The sequence below is a fragment of the Curvibacter sp. EU05-FHT14A10 genome (genome assembly GCF_058791075.1).
In genome coordinates this window covers 375,811-395,592 of sequence record NZ_JBYTDE010000006.1, presented here as the reverse complement: position 1 = coordinate 395,592, position 19,782 = coordinate 375,811, and the positions used below count along the sequence as shown (strand labels likewise).

Sequence of the window (19,782 nt, the reverse complement as noted above, 5' to 3'; positions counted from 1 at the left end):
AAATCCACTCTGTCACGGCATGAGATCGCAGCCACGCCCCTTCGCCGCCCTGCACTTTGTTCTGCCCCTGGTCTGCACCAGTCTGCTACTCGTGGCCACGCCCCCACTGGAGGCCCGCACGCCCGCCGCCCCCCGGGCGGTGAGCCCGCGCGGGCCCTTGGGGGCCGAAGAGCTCAACCACATCAATGTGTTCAAGGGCAGTTCGCCTTCGGTGGTGAACATCACCGCGCTGGGCCTGGAGCGCGACGTGTTCTCGATGAATGTGCAACAGGTCCCCCAGGGCACGGGCACCGGCTTTGTTTGGGACACCCAAGGCCACATCGTCACCAATTTCCATGTGATCCAGGGGGCGGCAGCCGCCCGCGTCACGCTGGCCGACCAGAGCAGCTACCGGGCCGAGCTGGTGGGGGCCTTTGCCGACCGCGATCTGGCCGTGCTGCGCATCAACGCACCCGCTGCCAAGCTGCGGCCGCTGCCCCTGGGCAGCAGCCGCGAGCTGCAGGTGGGCCAACAGGTGTACGCCATCGGCAACCCCTTCGGCCTGGACCAGACCCTGACCCTGGGCATCGTGAGCGCGCTCAACCGGGAGATCGAATCGGTGACCCGGCGCACCATCAAGGGCGCCATCCAGACCGATGCGGCGATCAATCCCGGCAATTCGGGCGGGCCGCTGCTGGATTCGGCCGGGCGCCTGATCGGGGTGAACACCTCGATCTACAGCCCCTCGGGGGCCAGTGCCGGCATCGGCTTTGCGATTCCGGTGGATGAGGTCAACCGCATCGTGCCCAGCCTGATCCGCGATGGCCGCCTGGTGCGCCCGACCCTGGGTCTGAGCGGCGCAGGCCCCGACCTGAACCGGGCGCTGGGCCTGCCCAAGGGCGTGGCCATCGTGCGACTGCAACGCAACGGCCCGGCCGCCAAGGCCGGCCTGCGCGCCTTCAGCCGCGGCGACGCCGGCATCGTGGCCGGCGATGTGATCACCGCGGTCGAGGGTGACACGGTCGAGACCATGGACGACCTGTTGACCGCCCTGGAGCGCCTGCAACCGGGCCAGACCTGCACCCTGACCCTGTGGCGCGCCGGCAGCACCCGCCGCCAGGCCGTGACGCTGGCCGAGTCCGAGGATTGACGGGCGGGCTGAATGCCTCAACGAACGTGAGGCTGCCACACCTTGACCGCCCCAGTTGGCGAAGACAAAGGTGACACCCGAACGACCGGAAATGCAGCCTCTCACCAAGAGCACAACAACGACAACCGGAAGTGACTGGTGCTGTCGCGCCGAGTCCGTTCCAGCAAAACTGTCTTGCCAACCTTTCGCGACTCGATCCTCACACATTGAATGGCTGCTGTGGCCATGAGCAGACGCTACTGGGCAAGGTAGGGTGCTCCTCTCCGTGTCAAAACCTCATACCGCCAAAGTGGCGTCCGGCCGATACCGCCTCAGGGACCATTGTCTACTTCGGCATCCATCAAACCTCCGCCTAAAGCCTTGTAAAGCGCCACCGCATTGCTGAATTCATGACGCTGCAGATCCAGTTGGATCTGACGAACTGAATAAAGCTGACGCTGAGCGTCTAGCAATTCAAGCCGGCCATCGACCCCAGCACGGTAGCGCAGACTGGCCAAAAAGACCCGACGCTCAGCATTGGAAACCGCGCGACTTTGAGACTCCAATTGAGCTGAGTAAGTTTCTCGCCCAGCAAGTCCATCGGCCACTTCTCGGAAAGCAGTTTGGATCACTCGTTCATACTCTGCCACGGCACTTGACTTCCGCACTTCAGCAAGTCGCAACTCAGAACGCAACCGCCCCCCCGAAAACAACGGGACTGTTATCTGGGGCGAAAAGGTCCATGCGCGCTGCCCCCCATCGAACAACGCGCCTATTGAGGGGCTGGTATACCCGAGCGAGGTGGTCAATGAAAGCCGCGGAAAGAAGGCAGCCCGGGCAGCCCCGATGTCCGCATTCGCCGCGACGAGGGCTTGCTCGGCTTGCTGAATATCGGGGCGCCGATACAACAGGTCCGAAGGGAGACCTTCAGGCAACTGGACGACCACCTGCTGGCTTTGAAGCGGGAGTCCGGTCGGCAGCTTGCCGGGCACGTCTGTGCCGGTCAACAGTCGAAGGGCGTTGCTGGCGCGCGCCAGGCCTCTCCTGCGCTCCTCGACATCGGCGGCTGCCGTTGCAACCTGGCCTTGCGCCTGAGCGATATCCAATGCACTGCTTTGTCGGCCTTCTTTGAGGCGTCGAACCAGGTCCAGTGATTGATGCCAGTCTGACGACGTGCGCTCGGACAACGCGAGTTGCTCCTGCGCCAAGCGCTCAGCAAAATAGGCATCCGCCACCGCTCCAACAAGAGCGATTTGGGTGGCTCTCCGTCCATGATCACTTGCAAGGTAACGTGCGAATGCCGCGTCCGACAGAGACTGCACGCGTCCAAATAAATCGACCTCGAAGGCGCTCATGCCCAGGCTCAAGCCGTGCTGGCTCTGGACTGCTGCAGGAACACCGGTTGTGGATCCACCACTGGCAGTGGTTCGCTGACGAGCCACCGTCGCGCCCACCTCGACGCCCGGCAAGCGAGCGGCACGCTGTATCCCCAATTGGGCTTGCACGGCCTCGACGTTGAGCGCAGCCAGGCGAAGGTCGCGATTGTTGTCGAGGGCAAGCGCGATGAGTTGCTGCAGACGAAGGTCGACAAACATGCTGCGCCAACCCAGGTCGGCTCCATGCGTTGTGGTTGCAGCCCCCTCACGCTGAGGGTAGGCCACTGGGACGGGAGCCGACGGCTTGACCAGTGCCGGCGTCAGTGAGCAGGCGGACAGGGACAGGACCAACGGGAGAATAAGGAATCGCATGGTCTCAGCCCTCCTGAACGGGTGCAGTTGAGGTGTTGGATCTGACGGCTGTTCTCCCGTGCTGGAGGCGCTCTTTCAAGTCCATCACGAACACAAAGAAACAGGGCACAAAGAAGATGGCCAGCACGGTCGCGGTGAGCATGCCACCAAATACCCCCGTACCAATCGCGTGCTGAGTCTCTGCACTCGCGCCCGAAGCGAGCATCAAGGGAACCACCCCCAACCCAAAGGCAAGCGAGGTCATGAGGATCGGACGCAAGCGAAGGGCTGCAGCCTCCACGGCCGACGCCACCAGTCCCTTGCCTTGATCATGCAATTGCTTGGCGAACTCCACGATCAGGATCGCATTCTTGGCGGACAGTCCGATCACCGTGATCATGCCGACCTTGAAGAACACATCGTTAGGCAGGCCACGCAGCATGACCGCGCCCAATGCACCGAGCAGCCCCAACGGAACGACCAGCATCACCGACAGTGGAATGGCCCAACTCTCATAGAGCGCAGCCAGCACGAGAAACACAACCAGCATGGACAGGGCCATCAACATCGGTGCCTGGGCAGCGGACTGTCGCTCCTGCAAGGATTGGCCGGTCCATGCCAGAGCGAAGCCGGGCGGCAGTTGCCGGGCCAGCCGCTCCATTTCGGCCATCGCATCCCCGCTGGAAGCGCCTGGCGCCGCATTGCCGGATATACGGGTGGCAGGAAAACCCAGGTACCGCACCAATTGCAGGGGAGTGTCAGTCCAAACCGGGTTGACGAACTCCTTGAGCGCGACCATGCCGCCACTGCTGTTGCGCACGTAGAGCCTGAGCACGTCGTCGATCTGCATCCGAGCAGGTGCATCAGCTTGGATGATCACCTGCTGCATCCGACCTGCATTTGGGAAGTCATTCACATAGGACGAGCCCATGGCAGCGGACAAGGTGTCGCTGATCAAAGAGAAAGGAATGCCCAACGACTCGGCCTTCTGCCTGTCGATGTCCAAGCGGATGCTGGTGCCCGGCGGCAGACCGTCTGGGTAGACACCGGTGACGACTTGGCTTTGGGAAGCCAGCTCCAACAGCTTCGCCTCTGCAGCCTTCAGCTCCGCATACCCCTGGTTCGCCCGGTCCTGCAGGCGCAGGGCAAATCCGGAGTTGTTGCCCAACTCGTCTATCGCGGGTGGCATCAAGCTCATGAAAGTGCCCTCTGTGATGCCAGCCATGGCCGCCTGGGCCGATCCGACCTCGCCTTTGGCCGTGGCACCGTCGCGCTTCTCCCAGTCACTGAGCATGGTGAAAGCCATGGCAGCGTTGGAGCCCGAGCCAGAGAAGCCGAACCCGACCACGGACATGTTGGACTGGATAGCAGCGCGCCCAGCCGTGTACCTTTCAAACCTCTGCACAACATCAAGCGTGCGCTCCATGGTGGAGTCGGCTGGCAACTGCATCACCGACATGAAGTACCCTTGATCTTCTTCCGGCAGAAATGCAGAGGGCAGGTGTCGGAACGCGACCAGCAAGCCAGCGGAAAGTGCAATGAACACAAACATGACACGACCGGCATGGGTGACCCACCGGCGGACGTGGGATTCGTAGCGAGCATTCATACGGTCAAATCGACGGTTGAACCAGCCCAGAAAGCCCCGCTTTTCCATGTGTCCCGATTCGATAGGCTTGAGCAGCGTCGCGCACAACGCCGGCGTCAAGGTCAGCGCCAGGAACGCCGAGAACAGAATAGCCACGGCCATCGACAAGGTGAACTGTTTGTAGATCACGCCCACCGACCCGCTGGCAAACGCCATGGGGATGAAGACGGCGGTCAATACCAGAGTGATGCCGATCAGGGCACTCTTGATCTCTGACATCGCCTTCGTGGTGGCCTCAAGTGGTCCCAATCCGTCCTTGGCCATGATCCGTTCGACGTTCTCCACAACCACGATCGCATCATCGACGATGATGCCAATGGCCAGCACCATACCGAACATCGTGAGCACATTGATCGAGAAACCGGCAACCAACATCACAGCAAAAGTGCCGAGCAAAGCAATCGGTGCCACGATGGCAGGGATCAAGGTGTATCGGATGTTCTGCAAAAAAAGGAGCATCACCAGGAACACCAGCACCATGGCTTCGAGCAATGTGTGGAGCACCTTTTCGATGGAAATTTTCACGAACGGCGCCGTATCAAACGGAACCGAATAGCCCATGCCAGTTGGCATGGTTTGGCTCAGCTCCTGCAGCCGGTCCCGCACGCCCTGCGCTGTGCGCACCGCATTGGCTCCAGGTGACAGTTGCACCGCGGCTGCCGTGGCCGTTTTTCCGTTCTCACGGTTGATGAAACCATAGGACTGAGCCCCCAACTCGACCCTTGCCACGTCACCGATCGTGACCTTGGCGCCATTGGTGTTGGCGCGAAGCACGATGTCGGCGAACTGCTCCGGAGTGCTCAACTGGCCTTGGACTGTCAATGGAACCGTGACGCGCTGCCCAGCCTGGGCGGGCGATGCACCGACCGCACCTGGGGCGATCTGTGCATTCTGCTGACCGATGGCCGACGACAAGTCGTTCATCGTCAAGCCGTATGAGATCAGCTTGGCGGGATCGACCCAGATGCGCATGGCCTGCTCGGAACCAAACAACTGGACTTTGCCCACCCCCTCGATGCGACGAAGCTCTTCGACGATGTTCCGAGCCATGTAGTCGCTCAGCGAAGTCTCATCGAAACGACCCTCTTCCGAGGTCAGGCTGATGATCATCAGGAACCCTGAGGCGGCCGACTCAATGGTCAAGCCATTTTGACGCACGGCCTGTGGCAGTCGTGGCTCAATCGCCTTGATCTTGTTCTGCACATCCACCTGAGCCAGTGCTGGCTCTGTGCCGGGCTTGAATGTGGCCACAATCGAAGCCATTCCAGAGGTGTCTGCTGACGATTCGAAGTAGAGCAAGTTCTTGACGCTGGACAACTCACGTTCGATGAGGCTGATCACCCCATCGTTCATGGTCTGCGGGGATGCACCTGGGTAGACAGCCGTGATGTTGACCGTAGGCGGAGCCACCGACGGATAACGGGCGATCGGCAACATCGGAATCGCGATCACACCGAACAGAACGATGAACAGGGCGATCACCCAGGCAAAAACCGGGCGCTTGATAAAGAACTGGGACATGGTGAACCCTTTATCGAGCGGACGTCGCGGTTGCAGACGTCCCTGCTGGCAGGGCGCCCGACACGTCTGACTTCCAGTCCTGAGCTGTCACCGTGGCACCGTCACTCAGGCGCTCCATGCCTTCAACCACCACCTTGTCTCCGGCAGTGAGGCCAGCGCGCACGCGATAGTGTCTGTCTATCAGTTCACCCAGTTCCACCATGCAACTCTTGGCCATCCCCTGGGCATCAACCGTCCAGATCTGCGGCTTACCGGCTACGCGCACCACAGCCTGCTGCGGAACCGTCAGCGCTTCAGCGTGGGAGGAGTACGGTACCCGGGCTCGAACGAACATGCCCGGCAACAGTTGGCGCCTTGGGTTGTCCACCAGGACACGCAAAAGAACGTCGCCGGTCCCGGCATCGACGTTGATGCCCGAGAACAAGATGTGCCCCTTCACGTCATACGGTTCGCCCTGATGATCCAACACAGTGATGGGCAGCCCGTGATGGATGCTGCCGTGCTGTACAGAGACTGCTTTTCGCAGGGCTTCGAGAGAGGTGGCTGGACGACGTACATCGACGTACACCTGATCAATCTGTTGAATGCGCGCCATGGGGCTGGCATCGTTGCTGCCGACCAGCGCACCTTCGCTCACCAGGGCTTGATCGATGCGTCCGGAAATGGGCGCCTCTACCAGTGCGAACTTCAGGTCGATCTGCTTGCGCGTCAGGCTTGCACGGGCCTGAGAAACGTCTGCAACGGCCTGATCTCTTTGGGAGACTGCATCGTCGTAGGTCTGACCACTCACGGCGTCGTTCTCGACCAACGACTGCAGGCGCTCGACCTGGGTGCGGGCACGCGTGAGCGCAGCTTCTGCACGCAACAGGTTTGCCGCAGCCGTATCAAGGTCTGCCTTGAACGGAGCTGGATTGATCTGGAACAGTCCCTGACCCGAGCGCACTTCTGTGCCTTGCTCAAACAAGCGTCGCTGAACAATGCCACCGACTTGTGGCCGGATCTCAGCCACACGAACGGCTGATACCCGTGCCGGTAAATCCTCTGTCAGGTCCAGCCGGGTTGCTTTGACGGTCATCACTGCGACGACCGGTGGCGTCGCTGCGACCTCAGACGCGGGATCTCCACAACCTGCCAGCAAACTGGACATGGTGAGCGCCAGGGCCAGGGCCGCAGTGCCGCAGTGGCGCTGTACGGAATCATTCTTCATATCTGGGTCCTTCAAACGCCAACAGACCTCTGCCAGCGTCAAAGACCAAGATTCTTAGAGCGCCGTGTCGAGATTCGCACGAGCTTGTGTGGAGATTCGATGGAGGACTCAGGCGCAATAATCGCGGCATGTCGACTTCCATTCACCTGGCCTCAGACGCATCAATTGTTCAGGCCCTTGTCCTCATTGCCGAAGACGAACCCGAGATCGCGGCCATCCTGGCCGCCTACCTGGCGCGCGGTGGGATGCGAACGATGCACGCATCGAATGGCCGTCAGGCGTTGGAGATGCACCTGTCTTTCAAGCCCGACCTGGTTCTTTTGGATGTCCAGATGCCACAGATCGATGGCTGGCAGGTACTCGCCCAAATCCGACAGCGTGGTGATACCCCGGTCATCATGCTGACGGCCATGGACCAGGACGTCGACAAGCTCATGGGACTGCGAATCGGTGCGGATGACTACGTAGTCAAGCCATTTAATGCAGCGGAGGTCGTTGCACGTGTGCAGGCCGTACTCCGGCGCGCCAGGCCCCGAGGCGGTGTCGAAAAGGGTGTTCTGCGCGCCGATCCCCTGGAAATTGACCTGGACCACCACGAGGCCTTTGTGAAGACGGATGCTCAACGCCGTCGTCTCACCTTGACGCTGACCGAGTTCAAGCTGCTGGCTCAACTGGCCAAGGCCCCCAGACGTGTTTTCAGTCGCAGCGAGTTGCTCGCCAACTGCTTGTCTGAAGGTGACACCCTGGAGCGGACCGTAGACAGCCACGTGAGCAAGCTACGCAAGAAACTCGAGGAGCTGGGGGTCGAGGGCATACCCATGAGCATCCGGGGTGTGGGCTACAAGCTTTTGGAGGCTGAATGAGACTGGAAGGCCTGAGCCGCCAGATCGTCCGCTCAATGGTGGCCATCGCTCTCAGCGTGACTCTGCTGACTTTGCTGACGTCCTATGCGTTCTACTTTCTCTGGAAGACTTATTGGCCCGAGAACTTCGATCCGGACAGCTTGGTGCCGACAGTGCCAGAATGGCTGTGGATGTTTGGAACCATCCTGATGGGGCTGGTACTGGCCATCTTCATGGCCATCAAGCTATCAAGACGCATCCTCGTGCCCTTGAACTCCGTCGCAGAGAGCATTCGACGGGTGGCACAAGGTGACTTGAAGGCCCGCGCCGATGCAGGAGACCGCTCACTTGGCGAAGCGGCATTGCTGGCAGACGACTTCAATGTCCTCGCGCAGAAGCTTCAACACGTGACTGAGGAGCAGACATTCTGGAATGCGGCCATCGCCCATGAGTTGCGCACGCCGGTCACGATTCTTCGCGGGCGCCTTCAGGGGCTGGCCGAAGGGGTCTTCGAGCCTGAACCGGTCATTTTCCAAACCCTGCTGACGCAAGTGGATGGGTTGGCTCGGCTGATCGAGGATCTGCGCGTCGTAAGTCTGGCAGAAAGCGGGCACCTGGATCTGCAATTCCGGATGGCGCAACTGGACGACGAGATTCGGGCCGTGGTTTCGTTCTGCGAGACTGAATTCCGCCTGGCTGGCCAGCGCGTTGTCCTGGACCTGGCTGTGAATCAGGCCCGATGTGATTCGATGCGCATCCGACAAGCGCTGCTCGCATTGACCGATAACGCGCGCAGGTATGCTGTTGCTGGCAACGTCACCATCCGAACGAGAGCCTCCTGCGACTCAATTTACCTGAGCGTTGAGGACGAAGGCCCGGGTATCAACCCAGATTTTGTGCCCCATATCTTCACCAAGTTCAGGCGCGAGCAGACTGTCCACACCCTATCTACCGCCAAAGGGAGCGGGTTGGGATTGGCTGTTGTTTCTGCGATTGCGCACGCGCACGGCGGCGATGTGCGTTACACGCCGACTGAGCGCGGAGGATCAAAATTCGAACTGAGTTGGCCCGGCTGAACAGGTCAACGAGCGTCGCGTCCTTCCCCTCGGGGCTCCGTGCGACTGCATGCCAAAGGCCAGATCAGCGTACAGGGCAATCGGAGTTAACAGGTGGTCCCATTTGACCTCACTCGGTCAACCTTGGATCAAGCCTCACCCCGGCAACTCCATCCGATACCCCACCCCGTACACCGACACAATGCCCGAGCCCTCGGGGCGCAGGCGCTCGATCTTCTTGCGCAGGTTCTTGATGTGGCTGTCGATCACCCGGTCGCTCACGTCGCGCAGGTCGCCCTCGTGCACCTCATCAAGCAGGCGGCTGCGCTCCAGCACCTGGCCGGGGCGCGACAGCAACAAGCGCAGCAGGCGAAACTCAACCGCAGTCAGGCCCAGGGGCTGGCGCTGCCAACGCACCTGCAGGGCCGACTCGTCCACCACAAAGCCCTGTTCGGGCGGCCAGGCCGCCTGGGCCAGTCGACCTTCGGCGCGGCGCAGCAAGGCATTCAACCGGGCCACCACCTCGCGCGGGCTGAAGGGCTTGCAGACATAGTCGTCAGCGCCGGTCTCCAGGCCTTCCAGGCGATCGATCTCGTCGACACGGGCCGTGATCATCATCACCGGCACGTCGGAGAAAGCACGTAGCTCGCGGCAGACCGACAGGCCGTCCTGGTCGGGCAGCGTGAGGTCCAGCAGCACGGCCGAGGGCTGCAGCTCGCGAACACAGGGGCAGACCTGCCGCCCCTCCGACAACCAGACCCCCCGGAAGCCCTGGGCCCCCAGGTAATTGCTGAGCATGTCGGCGATCTTGAAGTCGTCCTCCACCACCAGCACGGTGCGTTTCGGGGCAGAGACTGGGGGGGCGGCAGGGGTTGACATGACGGGGTTAGGAACTCAGGCGGGTTGACGGGGCAGTTCGATGTCCATGCGCAGGCCGCCCAGCGGGCTGAGGCTGGCCGCGATGCGGCCCTGGTGGGCCTTGACGATGGCCTGGGCAATGGCCAGGCCCAGGCCGCTACCGGCCGAGCCTGGGCGCTGGCGCAGGCGGGCGCCCTCGGTGCGAAACAGCGGCTCAAACAGGCGGTGCAACTGTTCGGGCGCCACGCCCGGGGCACTGTCTTCGACGATGAAACGCACGCCCAAGGCGCTGGCCTCACAGCGCAGACGCACCAGGCCGGGTGCATCGGTGTAGCTCAGACTGTTGTCGATCAGGTTGGCCAGCATCTGCTCGATGCGGCCCAAGTCCCAGCGCACGGCAATGGGCTCGTCCAGCACCAGCAGTTCCAGACGCAGGCCCTGGCGCGCTGCCTGCCCCTCGAAACGGCGCGCGCAGCGTTGCACCAACTCAGCCGCGTTGCCGTCACGCCACACACAATGCAGCTCGCCCATGTCCGACAGGGCCAGGGTGTGCAGATCGTTGACCAGGCGGCCCAGCTTGAGCACCTCTTCGCGCAGGCTGGCCAACACTTCGGGCGTGGCCTGTCGGGCCCCGTCCTCGATGGATTCGAGTTCGCCTTGCAGGACCGACAAAGGTGTGCGCAGCTCGTGTGAGACCTGGGCGATCCAGGTTCGGCGGGCGCTTTCCTGGCTGGCCAGGGTCTGGCCCATCACGTTCATGTCGGCCATCAACGCAGCGATCTCGGTGGCGCCTCGGGGCTTGAGCTGGGCCGTGAAGTCACCACGGGCCATGCGCCGGGCGGCAGCTTGCACCGCGCGCAATGGCGCGCTCCAGCCCCGCGCAATCAGCACCGCCGCCGCCAAGGCCAGCAACACCGTGACCGCCAGGGCCCAGGCCAGGCGCCCGTATTGTTGGCGCAGAAAGACCGAGTCGGCCGAGCCCTCGGCCGGGCGCAGATTGAGGCTGGCGTAGCCGATCACCTGGCCTTGCCATTGGATGGCGTGCGTCAGCACCTCGTCCCCCGGCGGTGGGGCGGCTCCCGCCAGGCGCCGGTGGTTCTTGTCGAAAATCTGCACCCGCCCCGCCATGCTGCCCGGCGGATGCGGCAAGGGATGCGGCGGCGACCAAGCCTCGGTGGCCGCCTGGGCGGTGCCAGGCTGGACCAGCAGATCCACCCAGCCGGCCAAGCCGGCCGGCAACGAAGAGACGGGCCCGGGGCCCCAGCCGGGCTCGGGCGCCCGCGGGCGCGGCGGGTGAGGTGGGTGAGCTGGGGGAGGCGGCCGCCCCCACCCTGAACCCGGGCCTTGCCCAGGGTGCGGAGGCGGTGGCCGCCAGCCGGGCGCGGGCGGCTCGGGCCAGGGGGGAGGGCCGCCCTGTGGCTGTGGCTGTGGCTGTGGCTGTGGCTGTGGCTGTGGCTGTGGCTGTGGCTGCGGTTGCGGTTGCGGTTGCGGTTGCGGTTGCGGTTGCGACCAGGAGGGTGCCGTGACCGGAGGAGCACCGGACGACGGATCGGCTGCCGGCCGGGGCACTGCGGGCTCCGGCAGCGGCGGGCGGGGGCGATCGCCCTGCAACAGCAGTTCGTGCTCATCCACCAGCTGGCGCATGGCCTCGGGGGCATGGTCCAGCCATTGCAGGCTGGGGTCTTTCTCTGCGTGGCGCTCGACGACACCGATGAAGCGGTCCAGCTCCTGCTCCTCGCGGGCGCGCAGGTAGTCGTTGAAGCCGTTGCGCAGGCTGATGGCCATCACCGTGCCCAGGCCCAATGTCGAGGCGAGCACGGCCGCCAGCAGCAGCAGCGCCAATTGCTGGGCCAGGCCTAGACGCATGGCGAGTACCGACGAGAGCGCCACGGAAAGCGACAGGCGGGGCAGGTCATGGCGCAGTGTAGCCGTCGCTCAGGGTGCCCAGAAACACCACCAGGTCATTGATCTCGGCCTGGGTCAGCACGGGCCCCTGGGCCGCACGGCGGTTGAACGGTGGCCGCTGGGTTTCGAGGTTGGCCTGGTAGGTGGCCGGCAGGTCATTCGGCACACCGCTGGGGCCATACCAGTGCTGCGGGTTGCTGACGCGGGTCGAATAGAAGGCCACCACATCATGCAGGTCGCTGAAAAAGCCGTTGTGCATGTAGCGCTGGCGCAAGGCCACATTGCGCAGCGAGGGCATGCGGAACTTGCCACAGAGGCTGGCCACGTCCACGCCGACCGGCGGCGTGGGGGCGGCGCGCTTGGGGCCGCACAGACCCAGATCGAAGAACGCCGGGTTGGCATTGGCCGGGATGGCCGGGTTGCGCGGCACGCCGGTGGCCATGTAGCTGAAATCGGTGAAGGGGGAATCCAGCGGATTGCCGGTCGCGGGGTTGGCCCGATGGCAACCCGCGCAGTTGCCGCGCTGGCGATCCACGAACAGATTCAGGCCCCGCTGTTCGGCCGGCGTGAAGGTGGCTTGTTGCCGCACGACGGCGTCGTACTTGGAGGTGAAGGGCTGCAGCAGCTGCGATTGCTCGAAGGCCTGCAGGGCCTGCCCGATGGCGGCAAAGGCCTGGGCTGGCGTGCTGAACACCGAGTTGCCGAACTGCGCCATGAAAGCCGGTGCATAGGCCGCCTGGGCCACGGCCCGCACCACGGCGCCGGCGTCGGGGTTGTTCATCTCGGAGGGTTCAAGAAACGGCCCCAAGGCCTGCTGGGCCAGGGTGTCGGCGCGCCCGTCCCAGAACAGGCCGCCACGGGCGATCACCCCCTGCCCGTTGGCGGCGGGCACAAAGCCGAAGGCGGGCGTGCGGGCACTGTAGGCATTGGAGAGCGAGTTGCGCAGACCGATCGAGCCCGGCAGGCTGCCCACCGCCACGCCAAAATTGCCGCCGTGGTTGTCGGCGAAGCCCTTGCCCGGGGTGTGGCACGAAGCGCAGGAGGTGCCCCGGGGCACCGACAGATTGCTGTCGTTGAAGATCTGCTGCCCCAGCTGGGCCAAGGGCGACAAGGGCGACAAGGGCACGGTGGCACGGGCCGTGACCGTCACCGGGGCATCCAGGGCGGCCAGGTCGACGGTGCTGCTGACGGCCAAGACCCCGTTGCCCGGATCACCGCCACCGCCGCAGGCACTGAGCAGCGCAGCGAGTCCGATCAAGGTGGCCGACCGGGCCAGTTCGCGCAAGGACGATTCGACGGGATGAGGATGCATGGCTGACTCCGTGGAGGATTTGTATCAGCAATGTATCGATCGAATCTGGATGAATTGTGGAGCCAGCTCCGTGAAATCCCGTGGGCCGGTGCCCTCGCCCCGTCGAGGGTTCGGCACCTGAACTCAGGTGCTCAAAACGATGACCCCGATTGGCTCAGGGCCGCAAACCGCCCACCCCCGCCGGCCCCAGCAGGGGCCCATAACGCAGCCCGATGTAGGCGTGCTCACGCATCAGCATCTCCACCCTCGCCGACTCACCGCGCAACAGGGCATCGAACACCAGTTGATGCTGCAACTGGGCCACTCGCAGTTTCTGGTATTCGCGGTCGAGCGCCAGCTTGTCGATCTGGATCGAGCCGGCCGAGGCAAAAGGCAAGTGGTTGTTGCGCGTGATGGCGTCGCCGATCACCTGGCTGCCGGCCGCCCCCACGATGGCGTTGTGGAAGCTGTCGTTGAGCGCGCTCCAGGCGGCCACGCTCTCCAGTTGCAGAGCACCCGGTGCCAGCACCCGCTCGCCCTCGTCCAGGCAGGCCTGCAAGCGCTCGCGCAGCGTCGCATCGAGCCCGCGCTCGACCAGGCGCCGTGCGGCCAAGCCTTCGAGCACGCCCCGCACCTCCAGCGCGCACAGCACGTCGGCCTCGGAAAAATCGCGCACCACCAGGCCGCGCTTGCCGGTCTTTTCGAGCAGGCCCTCTTGCTCCAGCGTGCGAAAGGCCAGCCGGATGGGGGTGCGTGAAACGCCCAGCGCCTCGGCCACCGCCTCTTCGGCCAGGCGCGCACCCGGCGGAAAGTGCCCATCCATGATGAGCTGGCGCAGACTGGCCACGACACTGAGCGAATCGGCGGACGCCGGCCTTATTGGATCCATTTTTAAGATTTCTTTTGTGTTTTCAGACATTATTTTCTAGAATTGGATCCAATAAATCCAACCCACCTGCGAAAGAGACAAGCAATGTTCCCTCAAGATACCTGGTATGTGGCCTGCACGCCCGACGAAATCAGCGACAAACCCCTGGGCCGAATGATCTGTGGGCACCGCATGGTGTTTTACCGCGGGCCCGAACAGCAGGCGGTGGCGCTGGAAGATTTCTGCCCGCACCGGGGCGCCCCGTTGTCGCTGGGCAAGGTGTGCGAGGGCAAGCTGGTGTGCGGCTACCACGGACTGGAGATGGGCTGCGATGGCAAGACGGTGGCCATGCCCGGCCAGCGTGTGCACGCCTTCCCGGGCGTGCGCCCCTTCCCGGTGGTGGAGCGCTACGGCTTCATCTGGGTCTGGCCCGGTGATGCGGCCAAGGCCGACCCGGCCCTGATCCCGCACCTGGAGTGGGCCGTCAGCCCCGAATGGGCCTATGGCGGTGGCCTGTACCACATCGGTTGCGACTATCGCCTGATGATCGACAACCTGATGGACCTGACGCACGAAACCTATGTGCACAGCACCAGCATCGGCCAGAAAGAGATCGACGAAACCCCTTGCCGCACCCGGGTCGAAGGCGACGAGGTGATCACCAGCCGCTTCATGGAAGGCATCCAGCCCCCGCCCTTCTGGCAGATGGCACTGCGCATGAACGGCCTGCCTGATGACCAGCCGGTGGACCGCTGGCAGATCTGCCACTTCACGCCGCCCAGCCACGTGCTGATCGAGGTGGGCGTGGCCCTGGCCGGCCACGGTGGCTACGACGCCCCCGAGGCAGTCAAGGCCTCCAGCATCGTGGTCGACTTCATCACCCCCGAGACCGAGACCTCGATCTGGTATTTCTGGGGCATGGCGCGGCACTTCAAGCCGCAGGATGCCGCACTCACCGCGCAGATCCGCCAGGGCCAGGGAGGGATCTTTGCCGAAGACCAGGAAATGCTGGAGCGCCAGCAGCAAAACCTGCTGCAATGGCCCAACCGCAAGCTGTTGATGCTCAACATCGACGCCGGCGGCGTGCAGGCACGCAAAATCCTGGACCGCATCATGGCCGCAGAGCAGGCCGGTACCAGCGCATGAACGAAGCCCTGCTGACCCTGCGCGTGGTGCGCAAACAGGCCGCCACCGAACGCATCTGCACGCTGGAGCTGGAAGCACTGCCAGGCCAGACCTTGCCCCCCTTCAGCCCGGGGGCCCACCTGGAGCTGCAGTTGGGCGAGGGGCTGGTGCGCCAGTACTCGCTGGTCAATGCGCCGGCTGAGAACCGGGTCTACCGCCTGGGCGTGTTGCTCGACCCGGCGTCGCGCGGCGGCTCACGGACCGTGCATGAGGCCGTGCAGCCTGGGCAAACCCTGCAGGTGCGTGGCCCGCGCAACCACTTTGAGTTGGCCCCATCGGCAAGCCACCACCTGCTGCTGGCCGGGGGCATCGGCATCACGCCGCTGCTGAGCATGGCCCAGCACCTGGCGCACCCTGATCAGCAGGCGACCGGCGCCCGCTTCAGCCTGCACTACGCCGCCCGCTCACGCGCCCAGGCGGCCTACCTGGAACGCCTGGCAGAACCCGATCTGGCCGCGCGGGTGCAGCACCACTTTGACGACGGCCCGCCGGAGCAAAGGCTGGACCTGAACGCACTGCTGGCCCACCCCGAGCCCGGCACCCATGTGTACGTGTGCGGCCCGCAGGGCTTCATCGAAGCCACCCTGGCCGCCGCTCGCAGCGCCGGCTGGCCCGAAGCGCAGTTGCATTACGAATACTTTGGTGCCAGTGTGCAGACCCAGGCGGGCGACCGCGGCTTCGAGATTGAACTGGCGCGCAGCGGCAAGACCGTGTGGGTGGCCCCTGATTGCAGCGCCGCCGACGCCCTCACTGCGGCCGGTGTGCCATTGATGACGGCCTGCCTGCAAGGCGTGTGCGGCACCTGCCTGACCCCCGTGCTGGCCGGTCAGCCCGAGCACCGCGATGCCTACCTGAGCGCCGAGGAAAAGGCCGCGAACCAGCAGTTCCTGCCGTGTTGCTCGCGCGCGCTGTCAGAGCGCCTGGTGCTGGACCTCTGAGGCCACGGCCCGGCCACTGCAGGGCCTGACTCAGAGCTGGTGCTTTCGCGCCCGGTAGGCCAGCTTGGCCCGGCTGATCTTGAGCAGGCGGGCCGCCGCCGAATAGTTGCCGGCGCAGCGCGCCAACGCGTCTTTCAGCAGCTCTCGCTCAGCCTGATCCAGCGCCAGGTGGATGGCCCGGCCACCACCGGCCAGCGATGCGACCGATCCCGCCACGACCGGCTCCGTATCGTGTGCCGACGGCGTCAGCGGCACCGGTGCCTGCGCCATCAGACGCCCCGGAGCCCCGCGCACATCCAGCGTCAGAAAGCCCTGTTTCTGCACCTCGCCCCCCATGAACAGGTGGTGGGTGTCGATCAGGTCGGTGTCTTCGGCCAGGATCACCGCGCGCTCGACCAGGTTCTGCAGCTCGCGGATGTTGCCCGGAAAGTCGTAGCCCAGCAGGGCCCGCACGGCGGCCTGGGTGAAGCCCTTGGCCTGCCCTTGGTGCTTATGGCGGTAGTGCTGCAGAAAGTGGTTCATCAGCAGCGGGATGTCGTCACGCCGGTCGCGCAGCGGCGGCAGGTGGATCGGGAACACATGGAGGCGAAAGAAAAGGTCTTCGCGAAAGCGTCCGGCCCGCACCGCCTCGCGCAGGTCCTCATTGGTGGCGGCCACCACCCGCACATCCACCTTCACGGCCCGGCTGCCGCCCACGCGCTCGACCTCGCCCTCCTGCAGGGCGCGCAGCAGCTTGCCCTGGGCCACGAAGCTCAGGGTGCCGATCTCGTCGAGGAACAGCGTGCCGCCGCTGGCGCGCTCGAAGCGCCCGGGCCGCGACTGGCTGGCCCCGGTGTAGGCGCCGCGCTCCACGCCGAACAGCTCGGTCTCGATCAGGGTCTCGGGAATCGCCGCACAGTTGACGGCCACAAAAGGCTCGTTCTTGCGAGGGCTGATGCGGTGCAGCATCTGGGCGAACTTCTCCTTGCCCACGCCTGATTCGCCAGTGAACAGCACCGTGGCCGTGGTGCGTGCCACTCGGCTCAGGTGATGACAGGCGGCGTTGAAGGCCGACGAAGCCCCCACCATGGCGTCGCTGGGGTGCGGCTCGGGTGAGGCCGGGCGCGCCGCCTGGGGCGGTGCGCGGTCATAGGCCGCAGTGTCGACGAAATCGCGTGCATTGAGGTAGCGCATGTCCTCTTCCACGTCGTCCCACAGATCGGCACTCTTGCCGATTACCCGGCAATGCACGGCGCCCATCGAGCGACATTCGACTTCGCGAAACACGATCAGGCGCCCGAACAAGGTGCTCACATAGCCGGTGGCATAGCCCACCTGCATCCAGCAGGCCGGTGAGCCGCCAATGCCGTAGGCTGCGATGTGCTCATCGTCCTCGCTGGAGTGGTGCCACAGGAATTCGCCCTCATAGGTGCCGCGCTCAGGGTCGAAGGCGGCATCGACCACCTCGACCTTGACCATGCCCTCCAGGGCATGCAGCCGGGTGCCCGCCACCGCGGCGGCGGGCGGCTCGGCATCAGGCCACTGGCGCCGCACCAGGCTGGCATCGCGCGCCCCGCTGACGTAGCCAGCCCGCGTGAACAGGCCACGCACGCGCTCCAACCCCAGGCTGTCCACCATCTCGCGGCGCAGCGAGCCCAGGGCCTCGGTGTGCAACAGCACCATGCGCTGGTCCTGCAGCCAGATGCGCCCGTCGCCAGGCGAAAAGAACAGGCATTCGCTGATGTCGTTGATGGTGGGGGAGGCGTCGCTGCTGATGCGCGCCGTGGCAAAGCCGCCCAGGGCCTGCTGCACCGCTCCGGGATCGAAACGGCCCAGGCCAGCACCGGAATTGCGGGCCAGGTCGGCCAGGGAAATGCGCTCGCCAGTCTTCATGTCTTGTCTCCTGCCGGTGCTCGGCGGTTTGATCTTTTGATCAAAATTTGATTTCTTTTTGTAACCATTTAGACAAAAAAAGTCGAGACATTTCAACTGCTGCACAGCAGCAATCGGTACTAGGGAATGTCCGGAGTCTGCGAGCGAAAAAGCACCCATGTGCGGTGCAGCAATCGGGCTTGGAAGACTGGGCTGGTCTGGCGTTTGCGATGAACAGGCACACCACCGCCGCGGTGGCGAGTTTCATCCCACCCTTTCCAACAGCTTCCAGAGGACATCCGCCCATGAGCGCCGTCATCCGATCCGCAGAACCGATCCACATCAGCCCCGCCACACCGCAAGCATTGGGCGGTGGCACCCGCCAGGTGAAGGAGCCCGCCACCGGCGACACCCTGTGGACCGTGGACATGGCCACGGCTGCCGATGTGGCCGCCGCAGCCCAACTGGCCGAACAGGCCCAGGCCCGATGGGCCCAGGTGCCCCCGCGTGAGAAGGCCGAGATCCTGCGCCGCGCCGGCAACCTGTTCAGCCAGCGCCACGACGAACTGGCGCTGCAGGTGGCCCGCGAGACCGGGTCCATCCTGCCCAAGGGCCAGCACGAGATCCGCGAGGCCGCCCTGCTGTGCCACCTGGCCGCCGGCATGCCGCTGCAGTCGCAAGGCCAGGTGCTGCCCAGCACGCCCGGCCGCATGAGCCTGGCGCGCCGGGTGCCGCGGGGCGTGGTGGGCGTGATCTCGCCCTTCAACTTTCCGGTGATCCTGACGCTGCGCGCCGTGGCCCCGGCGCTGGCCACCGGCAATGCGGTGCTCGTGAAGCCCGACACCCGCACCCCGGTGTCGGGCGGCCTGATGATCGCCCGGGTGTTCGAAGAGGCCGGCCTGCCGCCGGACCTGCTGCAGGTGCTGCCCGGCGATGCCGATGTGGGCGAAGCCCTGGTCATCGACCCGCGGGTGCCCATGATCGCCTTCACCGGCTCACCCGCCGTGGGCCGGCGCATCGGCGAGCTGGCCGGCCGCCACCTGAAGAAGGTGACGCTGGAGCTGGGCGGCAGCAACTCGCTGCTGATCCTCGACGATGCCGATCTGGACGTGGCGGCCAGCAATGCGGCCTGGGGTGCGTACTTCCACCAGGGACAGATCTGCATGGCGGCCAACCGCATCCTGGTGCATGAAAGCATGGCCCCCGAATTCACCCGGCGCCTGGTGCTCAAGGCACGCCACCTGCCCGTGGGCGATGGCGCCAGCGGCCAGGTGGCCCTGGGCCCGCTGATCGATGTGCGCCAGCGCGACCGCGTGCACGCCCTGGTGCAGGCCAGCGTGGCCGCCGGCGCCCAACTGGAGGCCGGGGGCACTTTCGAAGGCCTGTTCTACCAGCCCACCGTGCTCAGCGGCGTGCGCCCAGGCCAGCCCGTATTTGACGAGGAGACCTTCGGCCCGGTGGCCAACATCGTCAGCTACCGCAGCGACGAAGAGGCCGTGGCCCTGGCCAACCAGCACCAGGGCAGCCTGGCCTCGGCAGTGATCTCACGCTCGGTGGGGCGCGCTCTGGCCGTGGGCCGGCAGCTCAAGTCCGGCATGGTGCACATCAATGACCAGACCGTGAACGACGACTGCGTCAACCCCTTCGGCGGCCCCGGCATCGCGGGCAATGGCAGCAGCGTGTGCGGCCCCGCCGACTGGGAGGAATACACCCAGTGGCAATGGCTGACGGTTCAAGACCACGCGCCCACCTACCCCTTCTGAGTCCAGCGGGCCCTG

The 19,782-nt window shown here is 64.7% G+C and carries 14 protein-coding genes; 6 read left to right on the top strand and 8 right to left on the bottom strand.

Annotated features, from left to right (window positions below):
* Nucleotides 1-19 precede the first annotated feature (19 nt).
* Nucleotides 20-1,129, top strand: a complete 1,110-nt coding sequence (locus AC3WUT_RS14495; protein WP_492347778.1) for a S1C family serine protease — start codon at nucleotides 20-22, stop codon at nucleotides 1,127-1,129.
* Between the two features lie 311 nt (nucleotides 1,130-1,440).
* Here the strand turns inward: AC3WUT_RS14495 and AC3WUT_RS14490 are convergent, their stop codons facing one another.
* From AC3WUT_RS14490 to AC3WUT_RS14480, 3 genes are read right to left on the bottom strand one after another with little or no spacing between them, the layout of a single operon-like run.
* Nucleotides 1,441-2,856, bottom strand: coding sequence for an efflux transporter outer membrane subunit (locus AC3WUT_RS14490; RefSeq protein ID WP_492347777.1), 1,416 nt, complete (start codon nucleotides 2,854-2,856; stop codon nucleotides 1,441-1,443).
* Between the two features lie 4 nt (nucleotides 2,857-2,860).
* Entirely contained in the window at nucleotides 2,861-6,004 is a 3,144-nt protein-coding gene (locus AC3WUT_RS14485) for a multidrug efflux RND transporter permease subunit (RefSeq protein WP_492347776.1), read from the bottom strand.
* A 10-nt stretch (nucleotides 6,005-6,014) separates the two neighbouring features.
* A complete protein-coding gene (locus tag AC3WUT_RS14480) occupies nucleotides 6,015-7,211 on the bottom strand; it encodes an efflux RND transporter periplasmic adaptor subunit (RefSeq protein WP_492347775.1) in 1,197 nt (398 codons plus the stop codon).
* Nucleotides 7,212-7,339: 128 nt separating this feature from the next.
* On the opposite strand from AC3WUT_RS14480, the gene AC3WUT_RS14475 reads away from it, so the two are divergent.
* Together AC3WUT_RS14475 and AC3WUT_RS14470 are read left to right on the top strand one after the other, a co-directional pair.
* The gene (locus tag AC3WUT_RS14475; RefSeq protein ID WP_492347774.1) at nucleotides 7,340-8,074 is read left to right on the top strand and encodes a response regulator transcription factor; all 735 of its coding nucleotides are present in this window, start codon (nucleotides 7,340-7,342) and stop codon (nucleotides 8,072-8,074) included.
* Nucleotides 8,071-9,129 (top strand): ATP-binding protein, encoded by a 1,059-nt coding sequence (locus AC3WUT_RS14470; RefSeq protein ID WP_492347773.1) that lies wholly within the window; start codon nucleotides 8,071-8,073, stop codon nucleotides 9,127-9,129. The genes AC3WUT_RS14475 and AC3WUT_RS14470 overlap by 4 nt, the downstream gene beginning before the upstream one ends.
* A gap of 135 nt (nucleotides 9,130-9,264) precedes the next feature.
* Here AC3WUT_RS14470 and AC3WUT_RS14465 read toward each other — a convergent pair whose 3' ends face one another.
* The 4 genes from AC3WUT_RS14465 to AC3WUT_RS14450 form a co-directional block, all read right to left on the bottom strand.
* Entirely contained in the window at nucleotides 9,265-9,987 is a 723-nt protein-coding gene (locus AC3WUT_RS14465; RefSeq protein ID WP_492347772.1) for a response regulator, read from the bottom strand.
* Nucleotides 9,988-10,002: 15 nt separating this feature from the next.
* Nucleotides 10,003-11,832 carry an ATP-binding protein gene (locus AC3WUT_RS14460; RefSeq protein WP_492347771.1) on the bottom strand — a complete coding sequence of 610 codons (1,830 nt, stop codon included), beginning with the start codon at nucleotides 11,830-11,832 and terminating at the stop codon, nucleotides 10,003-10,005.
* 46 nt (nucleotides 11,833-11,878) lie between these two features.
* A complete protein-coding gene (locus AC3WUT_RS14455) occupies nucleotides 11,879-13,183 on the bottom strand; it encodes a cytochrome-c peroxidase (RefSeq protein WP_492347770.1) in 1,305 nt (434 codons plus the stop codon).
* 154 nt (nucleotides 13,184-13,337) lie between these two features.
* Nucleotides 13,338-14,051, bottom strand: a complete 714-nt coding sequence (locus tag AC3WUT_RS14450) for a GntR family transcriptional regulator (RefSeq protein WP_492347769.1) — start codon at nucleotides 14,049-14,051, stop codon at nucleotides 13,338-13,340.
* An 84-nt stretch (nucleotides 14,052-14,135) separates the two neighbouring features.
* On the opposite strand from AC3WUT_RS14450, the gene AC3WUT_RS14445 reads away from it, so the two are divergent.
* Nucleotides 14,136-15,176: a Rieske 2Fe-2S domain-containing protein gene (locus AC3WUT_RS14445; protein ID WP_492347768.1), complete on the top strand. Its 1,041-nt coding sequence runs from the start codon at nucleotides 14,136-14,138 to the stop codon at nucleotides 15,174-15,176.
* Complete coding sequence (locus AC3WUT_RS14440; RefSeq protein WP_492347767.1) at nucleotides 15,173-16,153, top strand: PDR/VanB family oxidoreductase; 981 nt, start codon at nucleotides 15,173-15,175, stop codon at nucleotides 16,151-16,153. Before AC3WUT_RS14445 ends, AC3WUT_RS14440 begins: the two co-directional genes overlap by 4 nt.
* A 30-nt stretch (nucleotides 16,154-16,183) precedes the next feature.
* Here AC3WUT_RS14440 and AC3WUT_RS14435 read toward each other — a convergent pair whose 3' ends face one another.
* Nucleotides 16,184-18,025 carry a sigma 54-interacting transcriptional regulator gene (locus AC3WUT_RS14435; protein ID WP_492347766.1) on the bottom strand — a complete coding sequence of 614 codons (1,842 nt, stop codon included), beginning with the start codon at nucleotides 18,023-18,025 and terminating at the stop codon, nucleotides 16,184-16,186.
* Nucleotides 18,026-18,309: 284 nt separating this feature from the next.
* On the opposite strand from AC3WUT_RS14435, the gene AC3WUT_RS14430 reads away from it, so the two are divergent.
* A complete protein-coding gene (locus tag AC3WUT_RS14430) occupies nucleotides 18,310-19,767 on the top strand; it encodes a benzaldehyde dehydrogenase (protein ID WP_492347765.1) in 1,458 nt (485 codons plus the stop codon).
* Nucleotides 19,768-19,782 lie beyond the last annotated feature (15 nt).

Coding starts and splice junctions, on each gene's coding strand:
- AC3WUT_RS14430 (WP_492347765.1), top strand. CDS start 18,310: ATGAGCGCCGTCATCCGATCCGCAGAACCGATCCACATCAGCCCCGCC.
- AC3WUT_RS14480 (WP_492347775.1), bottom strand. CDS start 7,211: ATGAAGAATGATTCCGTACAGCGCCACTGCGGCACTGCGGCCCTGGCC.
- AC3WUT_RS14465 (WP_492347772.1), bottom strand. CDS start 9,987: ATGTCAACCCCTGCCGCCCCCCCAGTCTCTGCCCCGAAACGCACCGTG.
- AC3WUT_RS14475 (WP_492347774.1), top strand. CDS start 7,340: ATGTCGACTTCCATTCACCTGGCCTCAGACGCATCAATTGTTCAGGCC.
- AC3WUT_RS14435 (WP_492347766.1), bottom strand. CDS start 18,025: ATGAAGACTGGCGAGCGCATTTCCCTGGCCGACCTGGCCCGCAATTCC.
- AC3WUT_RS14455 (WP_492347770.1), bottom strand. CDS start 13,183: ATGCATCCTCATCCCGTCGAATCGTCCTTGCGCGAACTGGCCCGGTCG.
- AC3WUT_RS14445 (WP_492347768.1), top strand. CDS start 14,136: ATGTTCCCTCAAGATACCTGGTATGTGGCCTGCACGCCCGACGAAATC.
- AC3WUT_RS14450 (WP_492347769.1), bottom strand. CDS start 14,051: ATGGATCCAATAAGGCCGGCGTCCGCCGATTCGCTCAGTGTCGTGGCC.
- AC3WUT_RS14440 (WP_492347767.1), top strand. CDS start 15,173: ATGAACGAAGCCCTGCTGACCCTGCGCGTGGTGCGCAAACAGGCCGCC.
- AC3WUT_RS14485 (WP_492347776.1), bottom strand. CDS start 6,004: ATGTCCCAGTTCTTTATCAAGCGCCCGGTTTTTGCCTGGGTGATCGCC.
- AC3WUT_RS14490 (WP_492347777.1), bottom strand. CDS start 2,856: ATGCGATTCCTTATTCTCCCGTTGGTCCTGTCCCTGTCCGCCTGCTCA.
- AC3WUT_RS14460 (WP_492347771.1), bottom strand. CDS start 11,832: ATGCGTCTAGGCCTGGCCCAGCAATTGGCGCTGCTGCTGCTGGCGGCC.
- AC3WUT_RS14495 (WP_492347778.1), top strand. CDS start 20: ATGAGATCGCAGCCACGCCCCTTCGCCGCCCTGCACTTTGTTCTGCCC.
- AC3WUT_RS14470 (WP_492347773.1), top strand. CDS start 8,071: ATGAGACTGGAAGGCCTGAGCCGCCAGATCGTCCGCTCAATGGTGGCC.